Annotated in this window: 20 protein-coding genes, 1 tRNA gene and 1 pseudogene; 15 read left to right on the top strand and 7 right to left on the bottom strand. The window is 42.3% G+C overall.

Translation table 11 applies throughout. The features are described 5' to 3' along the window. Positions 1-161: 161 nt before the first annotated feature. The 4 genes from ribD to IAR63_RS12875 all read right to left on the bottom strand — a co-directional run bounded on the left by ribD (position 162) and on the right by IAR63_RS12875 (position 4,044). Positions 162-1,319 (bottom strand): bifunctional diaminohydroxyphosphoribosylaminopyrimidine deaminase/5-amino-6-(5-phosphoribosylamino)uracil reductase RibD, encoded by a 1,158-nt coding sequence (gene ribD / locus IAR63_RS12890; RefSeq protein ID WP_187705549.1) that lies wholly within the window; start codon positions 1,317-1,319, stop codon positions 162-164. 43 nt (positions 1,320-1,362) lie between these two features. After that, entirely contained in the window at positions 1,363-1,998 is a 636-nt protein-coding gene (gene mreD / locus IAR63_RS12885) for a rod shape-determining protein MreD (protein WP_187705548.1), read from the bottom strand. A 49-nt stretch (positions 1,999-2,047) separates the two neighbouring features. After that, positions 2,048-2,854: a rod shape-determining protein MreC gene (mreC, locus tag IAR63_RS12880; protein WP_187705547.1), complete on the bottom strand. Its 807-nt coding sequence runs from the start codon at positions 2,852-2,854 to the stop codon at positions 2,048-2,050. Positions 2,855-3,036: 182 nt separating this feature from the next. Continuing rightward, the gene (locus tag IAR63_RS12875; RefSeq protein WP_187705546.1) at positions 3,037-4,044 is read right to left on the bottom strand and encodes a rod shape-determining protein; all 1,008 of its coding nucleotides are present in this window, start codon (positions 4,042-4,044) and stop codon (positions 3,037-3,039) included. A 1,208-nt stretch (positions 4,045-5,252) separates the two neighbouring features. Here IAR63_RS12875 and ssb point away from each other — a divergent pair. Further along, a pseudogene (ssb, locus tag IAR63_RS12870) lies at positions 5,253-5,552 on the top strand (single-stranded DNA-binding protein); the annotation flags it as partial. 74 nt (positions 5,553-5,626) lie between these two features. Here ssb and IAR63_RS12865 read toward each other — a convergent pair. After that, a tRNA-His gene (locus tag IAR63_RS12865) sits at positions 5,627-5,699 on the bottom strand. A 117-nt stretch (positions 5,700-5,816) separates the two neighbouring features. On the opposite strand from IAR63_RS12865, the gene IAR63_RS12860 reads away from it, so the two are divergent. After that, positions 5,817-6,185 carry a DUF4359 domain-containing protein gene (locus IAR63_RS12860; protein ID WP_235678263.1) on the top strand — a complete coding sequence of 123 codons (369 nt, stop codon included), beginning with the start codon at positions 5,817-5,819 and terminating at the stop codon, positions 6,183-6,185. An 11-nt stretch (positions 6,186-6,196) separates the two neighbouring features. On the opposite strand, the gene IAR63_RS12855 is transcribed toward IAR63_RS12860, so the two are convergent. After that, positions 6,197-6,385, bottom strand: a complete 189-nt coding sequence (locus IAR63_RS12855) for a hypothetical protein (RefSeq protein WP_187705543.1) — start codon at positions 6,383-6,385, stop codon at positions 6,197-6,199. A gap of 37 nt (positions 6,386-6,422) precedes the next feature. Here IAR63_RS12855 and IAR63_RS12850 point away from each other — a divergent pair, with 37 nt between their 5' ends. Together IAR63_RS12850 and cobA are read left to right on the top strand one after the other, a co-directional pair. Next, on the top strand, positions 6,423-7,154 hold the full coding sequence (locus tag IAR63_RS12850; protein ID WP_187705542.1) for a sirohydrochlorin chelatase: 732 nt from the start codon (positions 6,423-6,425) through the stop codon (positions 7,152-7,154). Positions 7,155-7,158: 4 nt separating this feature from the next. Beyond that, entirely contained in the window at positions 7,159-7,920 is a 762-nt protein-coding gene (cobA, locus tag IAR63_RS12845; protein ID WP_187705541.1) for a uroporphyrinogen-III C-methyltransferase, read from the top strand. Between the two features lie 9 nt (positions 7,921-7,929). Here cobA and IAR63_RS12840 read toward each other — a convergent pair whose 3' ends face one another. Beyond that, positions 7,930-8,856, bottom strand: coding sequence for a DUF4388 domain-containing protein (locus tag IAR63_RS12840; RefSeq protein ID WP_187705540.1), 927 nt, complete (start codon positions 8,854-8,856; stop codon positions 7,930-7,932). A 103-nt stretch (positions 8,857-8,959) separates the two neighbouring features. Here IAR63_RS12840 and IAR63_RS12835 point away from each other — a divergent pair, with 103 nt between their 5' ends. The 11 genes from IAR63_RS12835 (at position 8,960) to IAR63_RS12785 (ending at position 17,948) form a co-directional block, all read left to right on the top strand. Continuing rightward, positions 8,960-9,940, top strand: coding sequence for an RluA family pseudouridine synthase (locus tag IAR63_RS12835; protein ID WP_187705539.1), 981 nt, complete (start codon positions 8,960-8,962; stop codon positions 9,938-9,940). A 573-nt stretch (positions 9,941-10,513) separates the two neighbouring features. Then, entirely contained in the window at positions 10,514-11,035 is a 522-nt protein-coding gene (locus IAR63_RS12830) for a phycocyanin subunit beta (RefSeq protein WP_187705538.1), read from the top strand. A 104-nt stretch (positions 11,036-11,139) separates the two neighbouring features. Further along, a complete protein-coding gene (gene cpcA / locus IAR63_RS12825) occupies positions 11,140-11,628 on the top strand; it encodes a phycocyanin subunit alpha (RefSeq protein WP_187705537.1) in 489 nt (162 codons plus the stop codon). 170 nt (positions 11,629-11,798) lie between these two features. Beyond that, positions 11,799-12,659, top strand: coding sequence for a phycobilisome linker polypeptide (locus tag IAR63_RS12820; RefSeq protein WP_006277657.1), 861 nt, complete (start codon positions 11,799-11,801; stop codon positions 12,657-12,659). A gap of 43 nt (positions 12,660-12,702) precedes the next feature. After that, the gene (locus IAR63_RS12815) at positions 12,703-12,945 is read left to right on the top strand and encodes a phycobilisome linker polypeptide (RefSeq protein ID WP_006277658.1); all 243 of its coding nucleotides are present in this window, start codon (positions 12,703-12,705) and stop codon (positions 12,943-12,945) included. Positions 12,946-12,955: 10 nt separating this feature from the next. Then, positions 12,956-13,780, top strand: coding sequence for a HEAT repeat domain-containing protein (locus tag IAR63_RS12810; RefSeq protein ID WP_006277659.1), 825 nt, complete (start codon positions 12,956-12,958; stop codon positions 13,778-13,780). Positions 13,781-13,937: 157 nt separating this feature from the next. Beyond that, positions 13,938-14,588 (top strand): HEAT repeat domain-containing protein, encoded by a 651-nt coding sequence (locus IAR63_RS12805; RefSeq protein WP_187705536.1) that lies wholly within the window; start codon positions 13,938-13,940, stop codon positions 14,586-14,588. A 22-nt stretch (positions 14,589-14,610) separates the two neighbouring features. Further along, entirely contained in the window at positions 14,611-15,450 is an 840-nt protein-coding gene (locus IAR63_RS12800) for a phycobilisome rod-core linker polypeptide (RefSeq protein WP_057178025.1), read from the top strand. A gap of 33 nt (positions 15,451-15,483) precedes the next feature. Further along, the gene (locus IAR63_RS12795) at positions 15,484-16,227 is read left to right on the top strand and encodes a phycobilisome rod-core linker polypeptide (protein ID WP_057178026.1); all 744 of its coding nucleotides are present in this window, start codon (positions 15,484-15,486) and stop codon (positions 16,225-16,227) included. A 69-nt stretch (positions 16,228-16,296) separates the two neighbouring features. Next, positions 16,297-17,058, top strand: a complete 762-nt coding sequence (locus tag IAR63_RS12790; protein ID WP_187705535.1) for a phycobilisome rod-core linker polypeptide — start codon at positions 16,297-16,299, stop codon at positions 17,056-17,058. 194 nt (positions 17,059-17,252) lie between these two features. Beyond that, positions 17,253-17,948, top strand: coding sequence for a phosphorylase family protein (locus tag IAR63_RS12785; RefSeq protein ID WP_187705534.1), 696 nt, complete (start codon positions 17,253-17,255; stop codon positions 17,946-17,948). Positions 17,949-17,974: the final 26 nt, after the last annotated feature.

The following is a 17,974-nucleotide window of genomic DNA, read 5'->3' as shown; positions in this document are numbered from 1 at the left end:
AAATAACTTTGTTTAATTCTAATGGGGGATTGAGCTGTTTTGGGATCGGTCTTCCTGGCCTGATAATGTAGTATTATCCGCTCCATAGGATCTACCCAAAGCTACTCAGACCTTTATTGAGATCCCTTTTTAGCCCAATGGTTGCACAACACAAAATGTTTTTAAGTTGAGGACGTGGTTTTTAACTGCTGATTAACAGTCTTTTGCGGCAAATAACCCTCAACTAAACAGTCACAACCAACTGTACGCCAATTAACCCGTTCTAAAACCAAAGATTCAGTCATAGAGCTCAAACCCAAGTCACCAACGGGTGTGGGTGCGTCTAAGCCACCAATAATTTTAGGAGCAATAAAAGCTAGGACTTTTTGCACTGCATTTTCAGCAATTGCTCTTGCAGCTAAAGTTCCCCCACATTCCCACAGCACGCTACAAAAGCCACGGTCATAGAGATGAGCCATTACCAGGTCTGGTGTTAATAGGGGGAATTCCAGCACTTCTACACCTTTTTGGAGTAACATTTGCTGAAAATTAGGTGAACTACCTTCCCGGGTCAAGACCAAGGTAGGAGCCACCCCGGTGTCCCAAAGATGGGCATTTTCTGGCAAATTCAAACTGGCACTCATCACCACCCGTAAAGGATTATGTCCTTGCTGTTGGTGAGTTGTTAAGTGGGGATTATCCCGTCTCACTGTATTGCCACCAACAATTACAGCATCACAAGCTGCTCTGAGTTGATGGACTTCGCTGCGGGCCTGGTTGTTTGTAATCCAGGTGCTGTGTCCAGAATTACTGGCAATTTTGCCATCTAAGGTCATGGCATACTTTAAAATGCCTAAAGGTTTTTTGTGTAGAACACGATAGACAAAACCCTCATTCAGTTTTTGACAAGCTTCTTCTTCTACGCCTACAATTACTTCTATACCTGCTGCACGTAGTCTAGCAATACCAGCGCCAGCTACCAATGGGTTGGGATCAACCATCCCCACAACTACTTTAGCCACACCCGCGTTAATTAGAGATAGAGAACAGGGAGGAGTTCTTCCATAATGGTTACATGGTTCCAGACTCACATAAATAGTAGCTCCACGAGCCCTTTCCCCAGCAGCTCTCAAGGCAAAAACTTCCCCGTGGGGATCGCCAGCACGGGGATGAAAACCTTCGCCGACAATTTCTCCATCTTTCACCACCACTGCTCCCACTAGGGGATTGGGTGAGGTGCGTCCTAAAGCTAATCTTGCCAGTTGTAAACACCTTTGCATCATTAGCGCGTCAAACTCGCTATCTAATATATTTGATGGTACCGTGAGTGGGGTTAACATCAGCTATTTTCCACCTGATAACTACATGATGAATTATGAGTTATTAATTACGAGTCAACTTGATTTTTTGCCACCAATGATTAAGAGGATAATACACTACAGGAGCCCAAAGACTGCTGAGAATAGCAGAAGAAAGAGTAGATCTCTGGTAGTATATCCAGATATCCTCAATCATTTGGAAACAATTAGGTCTACAACTATTATTCGTAAAGAATAACTGAACAACAAAAACAGTATTTGATATAAGAACCATAATAAATACTATGAGGGCAATGGAAATAAAATCCTCCTGAATAAAACGCTGTTTTTGCAGTCGACCAGTTAATATCCCCACAATTGCTAGGCTTACAGTGTGGGAAGGATGAGGATATGTTAAAGCATCTTGCAACAGTCCCATAATTATACCCGCGAACGCACCAGAAATCGCAGGACGTTTCACACTCCAAGCGACTAGCCAAATTAATGGCCAGTTGGGTGCTATTCCCAACAACTCCGTACCCAAAAATCTAGTTGGTGATATTAATAAGCATAGAAGCACAGATATAAATATAACTATCCAGTTTAAAACTTCCCGTGACCAGGGGTACCAGTACTTCAGTGGAGGAATTAAGGGCTTGGATTCTTGGTATTTTTTGGTTGAATTGAGATTTTTACCGCTAAAAAATCCAGAAATTTTCATTGTTTTACCAGATTGAGTAGAAATGTTCAGGTTCTCAAGGGTGCTTTAATTATTTATTGCTCTGGTTATCGTTAATGTTGTTTGGTATTTCCTCCAGATTATCTGGTACATGGGGATATATTGTCACCCAGTCCAAGTAGCGAATTGGTGGAAACAATTCCACTTTGGCTAACGGGGCTGGCAATTTCTTTAAATCTAAAGACTTTATTCTCCCCACGGGTTCACCGGGTGGAAATTTTCGACTGTAGGTGGAAGTGGATACTACATCCCCTATCTTAATATTAGGGACTTTCTCATAAAATTCCAACACCCCCTCCCCGGAATAATCACCCCGCAAAATACCTTTAGCTGCAGTTCGACTAATAGTTACTCCTACTTGACTTGTGGCATCGCTAATTAGTAGGACGCGGCTAGTATGGGGGGTAACTGTGCGCACCAAACCCACTAGCCCACCTTCTGCTTTGACTACAAAACCAGGTTTAATTCCTACTTTTGCCCCCCTATTTACAGTTACTTGTTGCCACCAGTGATCTGCACTACGTCCAACTACTCTTGCTACTACTGGGCGATTGGAAGTTACCCTCTTCTCTACATAGCCCAGTAAATTTTGTAGTCTTTGATTTTGGGTTTGTAATTCCACTATGCGAGTTTGTAACTCCATGAGTTTAGCATCCCGAATTCTATTCTCCGTAGGATTAATAGATTGCAAGGTGGTTAAAGGAGAGATAAAAGATTGGTATAGCTCCATTAATAACTCACCATTTGTCTCCTTCAATGTCCAAGCACCACCCAATATTAAACCTAAGAATGCTAGCTGTAATGTCTTATGCTCCCACCAACGTTTTATAGTAAACATTTGTTCCTTATTTTAACATGTAATTGATTAGTCAATCAGTGTTTTAGTAAAAAAAATAGTAATAACAGTACCCACCAAACATTTCCATAATGATTTTCACCCTTTGTTATTACTTAGTGGATACTATCCAATTCCAATAATTTAGATGGATCCAGGTATCCACTACGGTAGCATTAAGATTTTTATGTGTTACGGGACCTTCCACTAAATACACGTTCAAGCTGCTTGAAGTTTTCCAGGACACGTCCAGTTCCCAAGACTACACAGCTCAAGGGATCCGCAGCTATGTGGGTTACTATACCAGTTTCATGACTAATTAGTGTGTCTAAGCCTTTAAGTAGCGCACCACCTCCTGCCAACATGATTCCCCTATCAATAATATCGGCTGCCAGTTCTGGAGGTGTTCTTTCCAGAGTGCGTTTGACTGCTTCTACTATAATTGCTAATGGTTCTAGCATGCTTTCACGTACTTCTTGCCCTTGCACTGTGACTGTTCTTGGCAACCCAGAAAGCAGATGGAGACCTCGAACTTCCATAGTCCCCTGATCTTCATCAGTGCTGGGATAGGCGGAACCAATGCGGATTTTAATGTCCTCTGCTGTTCTTTCCCCAATTACCAAATTATGAACTTTCTTCATGTACTGAGTGATGGAATCGGTTAGCTCATCACCAGCAATCCGAACTGACTCGCTGACCACTGTTCCCTGTAAGCTAAGTACAGCTACTTCCGTAGTACCTCCACCAATATCGATAATCATATTACCAGTGGGCTCTGCTACTGGCAAACCAGCACCAATGGCTGCTGCTACTGGCTCATCAATTAGATATACTTCCCTGGCCCCCGCTTGAGCAGCTGCATCCATAACAGCTCTTCTCTCTACTCCCGTTACTCCACTGGGAATGCCAATAACAATCCTCGGAAGGAGCAGAGGTTTGCCTTCATTTACCCTTTGAATGAAGCTTTTTAACATTAGCTCGGCTGTGTCAAAGTCGGCTATAACACCATCACGAAGGGGTCGAACTGCCGTAATATTGCCTGGAGTTCGGCCCAGCATCCTTTTGGCATCCTCTCCCACTGCTAAGGCTATTTTTTCATTATGATCAATCGCCACTACTGATGGTTCCTGTAATACTATGCCTTTACCAGACACGTATACTAAGGTGTTAGCTGTACCGAGATCGATACCCATATCCCATGACGAGCGGAAGTTTCTAAAGAAAGGAACCACGCCTATGCCCCCAAATTTCATTAATTTCAATGTTAACAGTTAGGTGTTATTATTCTGGATCTCAGACACATCCTAGTCTAACTCCAGTTGATCAGACTATTTTTTCGGTAGTTTTGTCAATATTTTTGGTAATTGGTCACAAGCATCTCCTTTACTCTCTCCTTTAGTTACTTAACAATCATGAAACTTTGGTGTATGTAGAAATGTTTCTATATAGACCTCAAAGTTGAAATATACTCCCAAGAATTAACTACCATATTTTCTCGGTTTTCACAAGAAAATCTCCCAAAGACACAGGAGCCACATTTTTCTGTTATCATGTAGTGGCATTTCTTTTTGGAAACAAGTTAACATAAGGGTAAGATGAATGAGCATTAATGTTGTCACTCTAGTAGGACGTGCTGGCGGCGATCCCAATATCAAGTATTTTGGTGCGACCCGTTAAATGGGAAACCATGGCCCAGCCTGGAAACCATTACAAGGATGTGGCTTTTGCCTACTTTACCTTGAAACTTAGCTCCTGAGAGGGTGAGATTTCTAAGCAATGTGAGAAAACTATAACAAATGTCAAGCAATACTCATAGATTAAAATCTTTAATAAGTTCCTTAGAACTTCAATTCCCTCCTTCTAGATGCCAGAAGATGCAACGCCCCCACTTTTGGGACTGACAATCACCAAGGGTGAAGCGGGGAGTAAAGGAGGTAACTTTGAACCTGGCAAGGAATCCCTCTGAGTAGAGATGGGTATGAGTAAGGTAATCTGAACCTATGTTGGAGCCGTCGTCATTGATATCAGCCTACACAGGTTATTGGCTGTGCCAAAAGGCAAGGATTTGGGCTAGGCAATCCAAAATTTGACCTAGGGCATTCCCGCATAAACCCGGCGGATAGTAGGACTCTAACCCCATCGTCAAGCAGGAGCTAGGAACGGGATAACCCCCCAATTTCTCTCTCAATGTTCTATTGCTGAGTAGGGAGTCACCCGCATGATTTTGGGGGGAAGGATTGGCTCAGAAGCCAAGGCCTTTGGGAAAGCCAAAGGATATGCAGACAGAGCCACAATAACTCAAAATACGTCCCATTGAGTTATTGAGGAGCCGTGTGCGGTGAAAGTCGCATGCACGGTTTTGAAGCAGAGGTAACCAGGGTGACCTGTTTATCGACTGTAACAGTCGGGAACTGTCAAGTGCGAGTTGACTTTAGCAGTTAATCGCAGAACTCGTAATAGTGACCAACCAGACTGGTTTAATCTGGAAATCTGGGGCAAAACAGCAGAGGTCGCTAATAATTATGTCCGCAAAGGTGCATTGATTGGCATTAAGGGTTTCCTTAAGTTTGATACCTGGAGCGATCGCCAGACTGGTACAAACCGTTCCAAGCCCGTTATTCAAGTAGAACAACTAGAATTGCTAGGTTCTAAACGAGATAGCGAAGGTGGGATGGCTGATATGCCAGCGGAGAATTTCTAGGTACCAAAAAGGGAAAAACTCGAGCAGACTGGTGAACTCCAGTCTGCCATCTGAACTTTTTGGAATGGGGGAAGGGCGAACGATGGGACTTGAACCCACGAGTGGTGGAACCACAATCCACTGCCTTAACCACTTGGCTACGCTCGCCACCAACTTTTCTAAATTAACACGACCACATAAAAAAGATCAAGTTCCTTAGTAAAAATTTATCTTTTTTGTTAAATTAATCAGAAAGTACCTCTTTCACTTGATATGAAACTCTCTGTGATCATCACATCTCTAAGTGCACTAGCAATAACTAGTTTGGGAGTGACTATGGCCCATACCAATCCCAGGGAAGTAACTTATCAGGAATACGCGGTTAAAAAAATAACAATTGTACTCAAGACCGATGGTTGTCAGAAAGTGCCGATTTTCTTGCGCAACCTGGTTAAATTTGACTGTAATCAGCTGGTTGATTCCGCTAAGTCACAGATTAGGGATGTGGTGGTTGCTACTACAAAAAGACAAGACTATGTGTTGCTGAGTATATATATCACCAACTTAAAAATTCATGACTCCCTACCAGGTTACACTTTTGAGACCCTAGGGGCGTTCAATAGTTTTTACACTTACAGAGTAAAACAGGAGTAGGAAAAAAGAATTTACACATTTACATTGATGCTCTCAATTTGTTTAGCTGCTTTTTCCCATTGTTTAGCAGTATCTTCATCGTCCCAGTGAGTGCGGAGGTTTTCCGCTTTTTTATGGCAAATTCGTTCTAAGATCTCTAAAACTGCCGCCAGTGTGAGTTCATCAACCAAATGTTCTATAGCGTGGGTTGGTTCATTCATAAAAACCTCTTGTAAAGTATAAAATCTATAAAATCTAATGTCATCAGCTTACCTCTTAGTGTCCCATGGTAGTAAAGACTCCCGACCAAATCTAGCCATAGAAGAACTGGCAAGGTTATTGCTTGAGAAATTAAAAGCTGAAGAAGATCCAGAAAGGCACCTAGTGGGTGTAGGCACTCTAGAATTCAATAGTCAGCCATTAAGTGGACAAATAGGGGACTTTGCCCAAAGAGCTGTGGCTTATAACTGCAAGTCCATTCAAGTCATACCCCTGTTTCTGCTACCGGGGGTCCATCTGATGTCGGATCTTCCCATGGAGGTGAAACTGGCCCAAAATTCCCTGGGGAATAACCTCCCCATTGCAATTAAACCATATTTAGGTAGTCATGCCATGATGTGGAAATTATTGGCTCGGGGAATGGCTCAAATATCAGCAGAAGCATTCATTCTTTTAGCCCATGGTAGTAGGCGTGCAAATTCCCATCGCCCCGTAGAAACCATTGCCAACAAGTTAGGTGCATTTAGCGCCTACTGGTCAGTTCCCCCCAGCTTGGAAGCTAGAGTCATAGACCTGGTGAGTGCTGGTTATCAACAGATTGGCATTTTACCATACTTTCTCTTTTCCGGAGGGATTACGGATGAGATTGTTATTACGGTGGAAAGGCTAACATTAAAATTTCCAGAAATCAAGTTAGAGTTGGCCTCACCTTTGGGAGTAAATTCCCAATTAGTTGATATAATCTGGGATTTAGCAACACAAGAGGAATAAATTTTTGGGTAAGGTGTATTTAGTTGGTGCTGGACCTGGTGATCCAGGACTGATGACTCTCAAAGGTAAGGGTTTATTGGAACGCGCTAACGTGGTTATCTATGATGCGTTGGTTAGTCCACAAGTCTTGGACATGATTAGTCCCCAAGCGGAAAAAATAGATGCTGGTAAGCGGATGGGAAGACATTCACTCTTACAGGAGGAAACTACTCAACTACTTATGGAAAAAGCTCAAGAACATGAAATTGTCGTGCGATTGAAGGGCGGTGACCCTTTTATCTTTGGGCGTGGTGGTGAGGAAATGGCTGAGTTGATAGCTGGGGGAATTAGCGTAGAAGTTGTTCCAGGGATTACTGCTGGTATTGCAGCAGCAGCTTACGCTGGCATTCCCTTAACCCATCGTTTGTATAGTTCTTCTGTGACATTTGTTACTGGACATGAAGCCATGGGTAAGTACCGACCAGCGGTCAATTGGTACGCAATTGCCCAAAGTTCAGAAACCATTGTGATTTATATGGGTATCCACAATCTTCCCTATATCCTGGAACAGTTGATGAGGGTAGGAATGAGTTCACAAACTCCTATTGCTTTAGTTCGCTGGGGAACTCGTCCAGAACAGGAAGAATTAATCGGTGAGTTGGGAACTATTATTCAACAGATGGCAAAAACGGGATTTAGCGCTCCAGCTATAGCTGTTATTGGCTCAGTGGTAAAAATGCACAGTGTCTTATCTGTTCCCCAGGGCGTTTTGAAACTGTGTAGCTAGAAGGTGGAGTCAATTGATGTTTTCAAAAATCACTTTCACTAACTCATCTTGATTGAAGGGTTTACCCAAGCAAGCAGTAGCTCCTACTAGTCTGGTTGTAAGTCTATTAATTAAGTTATTTTTCTTTGTTATTAGGACTATTGGTATGCCTTTCAAAGAAGATTGTTTGCGTAATAATAAAACAGTAGCATAGCTGCTGAGATTTGGCGTGGCTACATCCAGAATAATCATGTCCGGTCTAATGACAGAAACTTCCATCCCATCTGGGTCCGTTATATCTATGATGTTAAATATTGTTTGATTTAATAGTTTTCTAATAGAGTTTAATAAAAATATATTCTGACTAGCACAAGCAATTGTATAGGTCGGGGAAAGATTTTGGGAATCTGGCCCAGATTCTTCTAGGGAAACCTGGATTCCTGATTTGTACGTTTGCACCAAGGAGTTGACATTTAAGTGGCAGAATTTGGGTAGGGGATCTAAAAAACTTTGAGGAATAAATTCATAGCTCCCTTGGTCAATTTGAAAAAATGATTCTAAAAACTCTAAAGCTAATTTTTCAATCAGCGTCCCTGCTTCTACAAAGCTAATATACTGCTCATTCACTAACCAGCAAATGGCTAAATAGTCCGGATGGGAAATAGTCTGATTTTGTACACATTGCTCCACAAAGTTCCCTAACTTCTCATTAATCTCCCTCAAATTTGAGTTTCTCCAAATTAAACGCTCCAAATTTCGATAAAGCGGTTCCCAGATGTTTTCTGACCGACTAGCGTAAACAAGATTACCTTCTTGTAAATATATTGACCAGGTTCCATAAGGACTAAAAACTTGTAAACAACCAGTGTTAGACTTATTGGCAATTTTCACTAGTATGGATAGGGGTTGTATTTTTTGAAAAAATCTATATCTATTAATGGGGATAGTAGTTGGCATAATTTGTGAGTATGAGTGTAAATACAAAACTTAACAACACCTGTTAATTGTTTACTTTATTTTCCCTACCATATTTATAGCAAAATTAGCGTAGAATTTTGCTATGATTTGCACAGGATGCTGGCAAAATGGCAAGAACATCGCAAATCACCATTCACTAATTGTGGTTAAAATTCATCTTTCTATTACGGAAAAAACCCAACGATTAGACCGTTATTTGTCATCTGTAATACCAGACCTATCTCGTTCTCGAATCCAAGACCTAATTGAACAAGGTTATGTTCAGTTAAATGGAAAAGTCTGTTACTCCAAGAATATTACCCTGGATGGGGGAGAATATGTGGAAGTAGAAATTCCCCCAGTGCAAGCTGCTCAACTAGTAGCACAACATATTCCCCTGGATATTCTCTACGAAGATGAACAATTACTAATTCTCAATAAACCCGCAGGTTTAGTCGTTCATCCAGCACCGGGTCATTTGGAAGGTACGCTGGTTCATGCTCTGTTGGACCACTGTCCCAATTTACCAGGGATTGGAGGTGTGCAACGTCCCGGTATTGTACATAGGCTTGACAAAGATACTACAGGAGCAATTGCTATTGCAAAAACAGAAATTGCTTATAGACATTTGCAATTACAGTTACAATCTAAGATGGCAAGACGGGAATACTTAGGAGTAGTTTATGGTGCGCCTAAAAGTGAAAGTGGGACAATAGACCTACCTATTGGTCGTCACCCTCAGCAGCGGAAAAAAATGGCCATAGTTCCAGTAGAGCAGGGAGGTAGAAATGCAATTACTAACTGGTACATTAAAGAGAGATTAGGTAATTATACACTAATTCATTTTCAACTAGAAACTGGGCGTACCCATCAAATTAGAGTGCATAGTGCCAAAATAGGTCATCCTATAGTCGGGGATCCGGTATATAGTTCTGGTCGTTCCGTGGGGGTAAACTTGCCAGGACAAGCATTACATGCTTGGCAACTAAAACTACAACATCCCACCTCTGGAGAATGGGTAGAAGTAACCGCTCCACTTCCTGATAGCTTGACAAAATTAATCGAGGTTTTACGTCGACGCTGACAGATTGGCTAAAGATGGAGCAACATATCGAAATATCTCGAAATGTAAAATTTACAATGTCCAGTTCACATTACTTAATAATGATCACCCTATCAAGACAGAACAGGAATATCAATCCAGTTCAGTCTTGGTGGATTTTCACAGAATTCTTAAATTAGTATAAAGAGGACAGAATTTGCCAAACTCTCGAAACTTCATGAAGTTGTGTAACAAAACCGAGAAACTTTTAGGGCATATAAGCCTTGTAAATAAAGGATTTCGGAGTTTTTTTCTCTCTTGACTCATTTATTCATAAATTGTAACAAATAAAGTATCTATGGCATTGTATAAACTAATCAGAAAGGGGTTCAAAACCAGAGCAAAGTTAAATAAGACAACCAATCGGGTTGAGTTAGCTGGCTTCTCATAAAATTCCCTGTGGTTCTCAGAATTTCAGTCTGGAGCTAGATGAAACACCAAGACCCAGGGGATAGGGAGAAGGTTAGCGCTAATGAGCTCAAAGTTTTTGATCATTCATCCCTGGTTGTTTTGATCAGCCCATCTCTCAACTAAGTAATTAGGAGATTAGAGTCCATGACATTAGATGTATTTTCCAAGGTTGTTTCCCAAGCTGACGCCAGAGGCGAATTTTTGAGCACTGAACAGTTAGACGCTTTGACAGCAGTTGTAGCTTCCGGCAGCAAACGTCTAGACACTGTTAACCGTATTACAAGCAATGCTTCTACTATCGTTACCGATGCTGCTCGTGCACTGTTTGATGAACAGCCCCAACTAATTGCTCCTGGTGGTAATGCTTACACCAACCGTCGCATGGCTGCTTGTCTGCGCGATATGGAAATCATCTTACGCTATGTTACCTACGCTGCATTAGCTGGTGACGCTAGTGTTCTCGATGACCGTTGCCTGAATGGCTTACGCGAAACCTATATAGCTTTGGGTACTCCTGGTGCATCCGTAGCTGTTGGTGTTGGCAAGATGAAAGAAGCTGCGATCAAGATAGTTAACGATCCCAATGGTATTACCAAGGGCGATTGCAGTCAGATAGTTTCTGAATTGGCTGGCTACTTTGATCGTGCAGCAGCAGCTGTTGCGTAGTCAATTACCTATTAGTCAACTACAAGTAGTCCAGAAGCTAGAAATCCTAGTTCTGCTTTATTACTCCCAACAAGATACGAAACCAATCAAGGAGAAAATTAACCATGAAAACCCCCATTACCGAAGCTATTGCAGCTGCTGATACCCAAGGACGCTTTTTGAGCAATACCGAATTACAAGCAGTTAACGGTCGTTTTGTACGTGCTGCTGCCAGCATGGAAGCCGCCCGTGGTTTAACAGCTAATGCTCAAAAATTAATTGATGGTGCTACCAACGCTGTATACCAAAAGTTCCCCTACACCACTTCCACTCCCGGCCCTCAGTATGCTGCTGATGCTCGTGGTAAATCCAAGTGCGCTCGTGACGTTGGTCACTACCTCCGCATTGTTACTTATAGCTTAGTTGCTGGTGGTACAGGTCCCTTGGATGAGTTCCTGATTGCTGGTTTGGCTGAAATCAACGGTGCTTTTAACCTATCCCCCAGCTGGTATGTGGAAGCTTTAAAATATATCAAAGCTAACCATGGATTGAGCGGTCAAGCTGCTAATGAAGCTAATACCTACATTGACTACGCTATCAACGCTCTAAGCTAGATAGATCCTTGCCCGGAGAGGGGTACAAGTGCTGGATGAGAAGATCCCTTTGGGGTTTAGTCAGTTGTGCGTGGGGATGTGATATTCCTGCGGGTGACTGAATCACCTAGCAGTTGAATCTTGCTCCGGGCATAGTTTTATGTACAGATGTAGTAACCAAGGGGAAAACAATGGCAATTACAACAGCAGCGTCTAGACTGGGAACAGAACCATTTAGCGAAGCGCGTCGGGTTGAGCTGCGCCCCAGTGCCAGTCGCGAAGAGGTGGAATTGGTTATTAGAACGGCCTATCGGCAAGTATTAGGCAATGACTATATACTGGCATCAGATAGACTTGTCAGTGCGGAGTCGCTTTTGCGTGATGGCAATTTGACCGTTCGTGAGTTCGTAAGAGCGATCGCTAAATCTGAACTCTACAAAGTAAAGTTCTTCTATAACAGCTTTCAGACCAGACTGATAGAGCTGAACTATAAACACCTGTTGGGTAGGGCTCCATTGGATGAGTCAGAAGTGGTATACCACTTAGACTTATATAACAACAAAGGGTACGATGCAGAAATCGACTCTTACATAGATTCAGTGGAGTATCAAAACAACTTTGGAGAAAATATAGTTCCCTACTATCGGGGGTTTGATTTTCAACCAGGGCAAACCAGTGTGGGATTTACACGGATGTTCAGATTATACCGTGGATATGCCAACAGCGACACAGCCCAGGTAGAGGGAAGCAAATCCAGATTAGCCAGGGAACTTGCTGGTAAGAAAGCATCTTCCATAGTTGGTCCATCAGGAAGTAATGACAACTGGTCATTCCGTCCATCAGCAGACAATGCTCCCAAACAGAATTTGGGTAATGCTGTGGGGCAATCTGATCGCGTTTACCGAATTGAAGTAGCAGGCATTCGCAGTCCAGGATACCCCAGCGTGCGCCGCAGCAGCACAGCATTCATAGTACCTTACGAGCGTCTTTCTGACAAGATTCAGCAAATTCACAAACAAGGTGGAAAAATCGTCAGTATTACAGCCACGTAAGGTAAGTAGTTGATATTACCCATGAAGAGGAGATAGAGAGGTAATGTTTGGTCAAACAACACTAGGTGCTAGTAGCGTTTCTTCATCTGCAAGTCGTGTATTTCGTTACGAAGTTGTAGGGTTGAAACAAAACCAAGAAACGGACAAGAACAAATTCAGCATCAGACGCAGTGGTAGTGTGTTTATTACAGTGCCCTACAGTCGGATGACAGAAGAAATGCAGCGGATCAACCGACTGGGTGGCAAAATCGTCAAAATTGAAGCCCTGACAGCAGCAGAATCCTAAATACCTGGTGATGATAGAACCCAGTATATCCGAAGTATCTCCGGAAAGTGGGGCACAGTTGACACCAGAGCAAGCCATAGCTAATCTGCAATCATCGGATTTAAGTCTCCGCTATTATGCCGCCTGGTGGTTGGGTAAGTTCCGTATTAATCAGCCAGAAGCTATAGAGGCGCTAATCAAAGCCTTAACAGATGAAGCTGATAGAACGGAGTTGGGGGGGTATCCACTCCGACGCAATGCAGCCAGAGCTTTAGGTAAATTAGGGAGTTCCCAGGCTATAGAGGGATTGATTAGTTCCTTAAACTGTGAAGACTTTTATGTGCGAGAAGCAGCAGCTGAGTCTTTAGCCATGCTTAACGCCAAAACCGCAGTACCGGAACTGATAAAAATGCTAGGTGGGGGTTTGGCCCAAGCTGTGCAAGTGCCAGGTCGTCCCCATCTAGTTCAACCCTATGAAGCAGTATTAGAGGCTTTGGGTTCTCTTGGTGCGACTGAGGCCATTGGTCTAGTTGAACCCTTTTTAGAGCATTCCGTTCCCCGAGTAAAATGTGCCGCTGCTAGGGCCATGTATCAACTCACCCAAGATTCCCAATATGGGGAATACTTGGTGGAAATGCTACGAAACAGCGACCTGAAATTGCAAAGGGTGATTTTGGGTGATTTGGGGGCAATTGGCTATATAGGTGCTGCGGAAGCGATTTTCCAAGGCAAGGCGGAAAATAGCTTTAAACTCATGGCATTAAAGGGATTGTTGGAACATCATTTAAAAGATGTGTCACAAGGTATTTCTGAGTCAGCAATTCTGGTCATGAATCTTATGGACTCACTTTTATAGTCACTAAGTAGGGAGGCATAATTATTTGTAGGATTGGTTAGTGGTAGGGTAACTCGTGGGGGCGTTGGGTTTCGCACTCCTCAACCCAACCTACGTTCATGTTTAATTCCACTCACCCACTTAGTTCTTATTGACCTTTGAAAAATTACCTAGCATAATGACCCAGGAATTAATTGGTGCATTGGGTGGGGTGGAGCAATTAAATCAGTTAATTGATGCGGTTAATCAGGCTGAAACACCACTTGAAATGGTAACAGCAGTCAGAAACCTAGCTGCTGCCAAAAGTCCCGCTGCTATTGCCACCCTAATTGCCGTCTTTGGCTATAATAACCCACCAGCAGCAGGAGTGGCCCTAGCCGCACTTACCGACTTAGGAACAGTAGCAGTCCCTAGCCTGCTCGCACAAATAGATGATTATAACTATGGCGCACGGGCTTATTCGATTCGCACTCTAGCTGCGATCGCAGATACCCGTGCTTTAGATGTATTGATCACTGCTGCGGTGAGAGATTTTGCGCCTAGTGTGCGTCGTGCTGCGGCCAAAGGGCTAGGAAACTTAAACTGGTCCCAATTGGGGGATAATGAACGTGATTTAGCTATAGAACGAGCTTTGGAGGCACTATTGTTAATTTACCAGGATACAGACTGGTCAATTCGGTATGCAGCCATTGTGGGACTGGAACACCTAGGAAAAACCAGAAGGGAGACAATCTTGAACAAATTCCGAGAAATGATAGCTAATGAGGAAGAAAAAAGTATCAGGATTCGGATTCAATTGGCGACCAGTAAGGTAACTAGAGATAATTAACGATGATTAAAAAGGTAAAAAGATGTCAATACCATTGTTAGAATACTCACCTTCATCACAAAATCAGCGTGTAGAAGGGTATGAAGTTGCAAATGAAGACACACCCACGGTGTACAAGCTAAATTATGCCACATCAGATCAAGAAATTGATGAGATTATTTGGGCATCATACAGACAAGTTTTCAGCGAGCATCTGATTTTAACCAGCTATCGGCAAAAGTTTTTAGAATCTCAACTGCGGAATCGGGCAATTAATGTTAGGGACTTCATTAGAGGTTTAGGAAAATCCGAAGTTTTTCGTACTCAAATAGCAGAAGTTAACTCTAACTATCGGTTAGTAGATATTATCCTGCAGAGATTTTTAGGTAGAAAAGCCTACAATAGGGAAGAAGAGATAGCCTGGTCTATAGTAATTGGCACTAAAGGCGTACATGGATTTATTGATGCCCTATTGGAATCTGAAGAGTACATAAACAACTTTGGTGATGATATAGTACCCTATCAACGGAGAAGATTTGGGTCACGTCCTTTTAATCTGGTAAATCCTCGCTATAGCTCCTATTGGCGAGATACCCAAAGTATGCGTGTCCTAGATTATCGTTCCTTCTACAGTGCTCGCACTTATGGTACCGCCACCTCCGAGGATATTCGGAAATCGATTCCAGCTAACTTCTTTGCCATGGCGGGAAAAATCATTACTCCCGAGCGTAATTACCAAAGAACAATTGCTTCAGTTACTACCCAAATTGGATCCCTGGAAATTCCGGATACATCTAGGGAAGTTTCCACCCCAGAGGTGACTATTAAACCAGTAGCAGTATCTTTACCCTACAGCTATATCCCACCCATCTCCAAAAATTAGTCATTAGTTAACCAACAAAAACAACCCCCTAATATGGCCATACCCCTACTCCAATACAAACCCAGTTCTCAAAATCAAAGAGTAGCTGGTTACGAAGTACCTAATGAAGACACCCCCAGAATTTACCGTATAGAAGATTATGCTTTTACTGGTGAGGTGGAAGAGTTAATTTGGGCAGCTTATAGACAATTGTTTAGCGAACATGTAATTCTCAAATTCTACCGTCAAGGCAATTTAGAATCCCAGTTAAAAAACAAAGCCATCACCGTGCGGGACTTCGTTCGGGGTTTGGCCAAATCCCAAGCTTTTGACGATTTAGTCATTAAGACCAATTCCAATTATCGGTTGGTAGAAATTGCACTGAAACGGTTATTAGGTCGTGCTCCTTATAACAAAGAGGAAGAAATCGCTTGGTCGATTAAAATTGCCACCAACGGTTGGGATGGTTTTGTAGATGCTCTGGTAGATTCAGAGGAATATCAAAACAGTTTCGGTGAAAACATTATTCCTTACCAAAGACGGCGCTACAAAGATAGACCCTTTAATTTAGTTACACCTCGTTACGCCAACTACTGGCGCGATAAGATAGAAGCAGGACGTTACAAGCCTGGTAGCATTAGTGACTTTATGAAAATGGCTGCTTCCGTGAGTATCAGAACTGTCACTTATACACCTGTGAACACAGCTAACATTGCAATTCCTAAGACCACCAGGGAAACAGTACCTACAGGCATACCTGTGTCTATTAGCCCCAGTGCTAACTTCCCCGTCAAATAAATCCCCTAGGTGTGTAACCTAATGGGGGAAAATAATTAAAGTCAAATTTATCAACCAGAGGAATACAGCATGGCACTGCCATTACTTCAATACAAACCTACTACTCAAAACCACCGTGTTAGCAGTTTCGGTGTTGCTGATCAAAATGAGGATACACCTTACATCTATCGTTTGGAGGATGTTAGTTCTTATACTGACATTCAATCTATTATCTGGGCATCCTATCGTCAGGTTTTCAGCGAACACGAGATTTTAAAATTTAACCGCCAAATCACCTTAGAATCTCAACTCAAGACGGGTTCTTTGTCCGTTAGGGATTTTATTCGGGGGTTAGCTAAGTCTGAAGCTTTTTATCGTCTAGTGGTTTCTGTTAATAACAACTATCGTTTAGTAGATATTACCCTAAAACGCCTACTAGGTCGTTCTGCTTATAACAAAGAAGAGGAAATAGCTTGGTCAATTATCATTGGTACCAAGGGATTTGGTGGTTTTGTTGATGCTTTAGTTGATAGTGAAGAATATACTTCAAGTTTTGGTGACAATACAGTACCTTACCAGCGCAAACGGATGGAAGGTCGTCCCTATAATTTAGTCACACCTCGTTATGGTGAGGACTTCCAAGAAACTGCGGGCACGGTCAAAACAGATTGGCGATTTGTTTTGGCAAACTTCTACAGCGAGAAAGCCAAAGCAAAACGTCTCAAAGAAGGCGATCCCGGCAGATTTGCAGCTATGGCAGCTTCTGTGTCTGGTAAGGGCAATTATGCTCAAAGAATCTCTTCTTTTGATATTGACTATTTGAATGCTGTTCCCTATCGCGGTAGACGCTAAAATCAGCTGGTTGTATCCGGGGCAAAGTTGATTCCACGGACTCCATAGCTCCTACGGATAAATGGGCAGTTATGGAGTCTTACGTGTAAAATTAAGATAAAAAAATGTCAAGTTCACAAATCAGCGAACAGCATCAAACTCCAGCACTATTAATTAAAGTATATGTTAAAGTCGGTGACTTTTCGTAATTTCATATGATCAGTACAATTTTAGTTCCCCGGGGAGCAGAATACCAAGTAGTTTGTCGAGGAATAAATCGAGTCCCCAGTGCCAAAATACAGGTTATTGGCATTCCCATAGGAATTTCATCACTGAAACCGTTTCTCAGAAACAATTACCCACACTGGAATCCATACCTAAACCAACAGGTTTTATTAATGGGCCTATGTGGTAGTTTACACTCAGATTATGGAGTTGGTAATATTGTACTATATGAAACTTGTATATATGAAACAAATCAAGTAAACCGGATAAATTGCGATGTAAATCTAACCAAAGATATATATAAGCATCTTAAAGATCAGGCATTTTTAGTAAGGGGAGTTAAGGGAATAACGAGTGACACCGTAGTTTCCAAATCTATGGAAAAAGGGGGTCTGCATCGAAAATTTGGGGTTGATGTGGTGGATATGGAAGGATTTGGATTCGTGGAGTTTTTCCAGGGAACAGAGGTATCCACCGCCATACTAAGAGTTGTCAGTGACGACTCCACCCATAACATACCAGACTTGTCTAAAACTATCAACCCCAATGGTTCACTAGAAATTTTACCCTTGCTTATAGCTTTAACTCAACAACCCATAGCTGCTAGTCACTTAATTAGCGGTTCATTGCGGGGATTAAAACAATTAGAAAAGTTGGCTAGGTGTTTAGCAACTTGGCAGCAATAAGTCTCTGAGGTATGACTTTAGCTAGA

The organism is Cylindrospermopsis curvispora GIHE-G1, assembly GCF_014489415.1.
Lineage (GTDB): Bacteria > Cyanobacteriota > Cyanobacteriia > Cyanobacteriales > Nostocaceae > Raphidiopsis > Raphidiopsis curvispora_A.
Note: the sequence above shows the minus strand (reverse complement) of the source record. Positions and strands in the feature narration are given on the sequence as shown.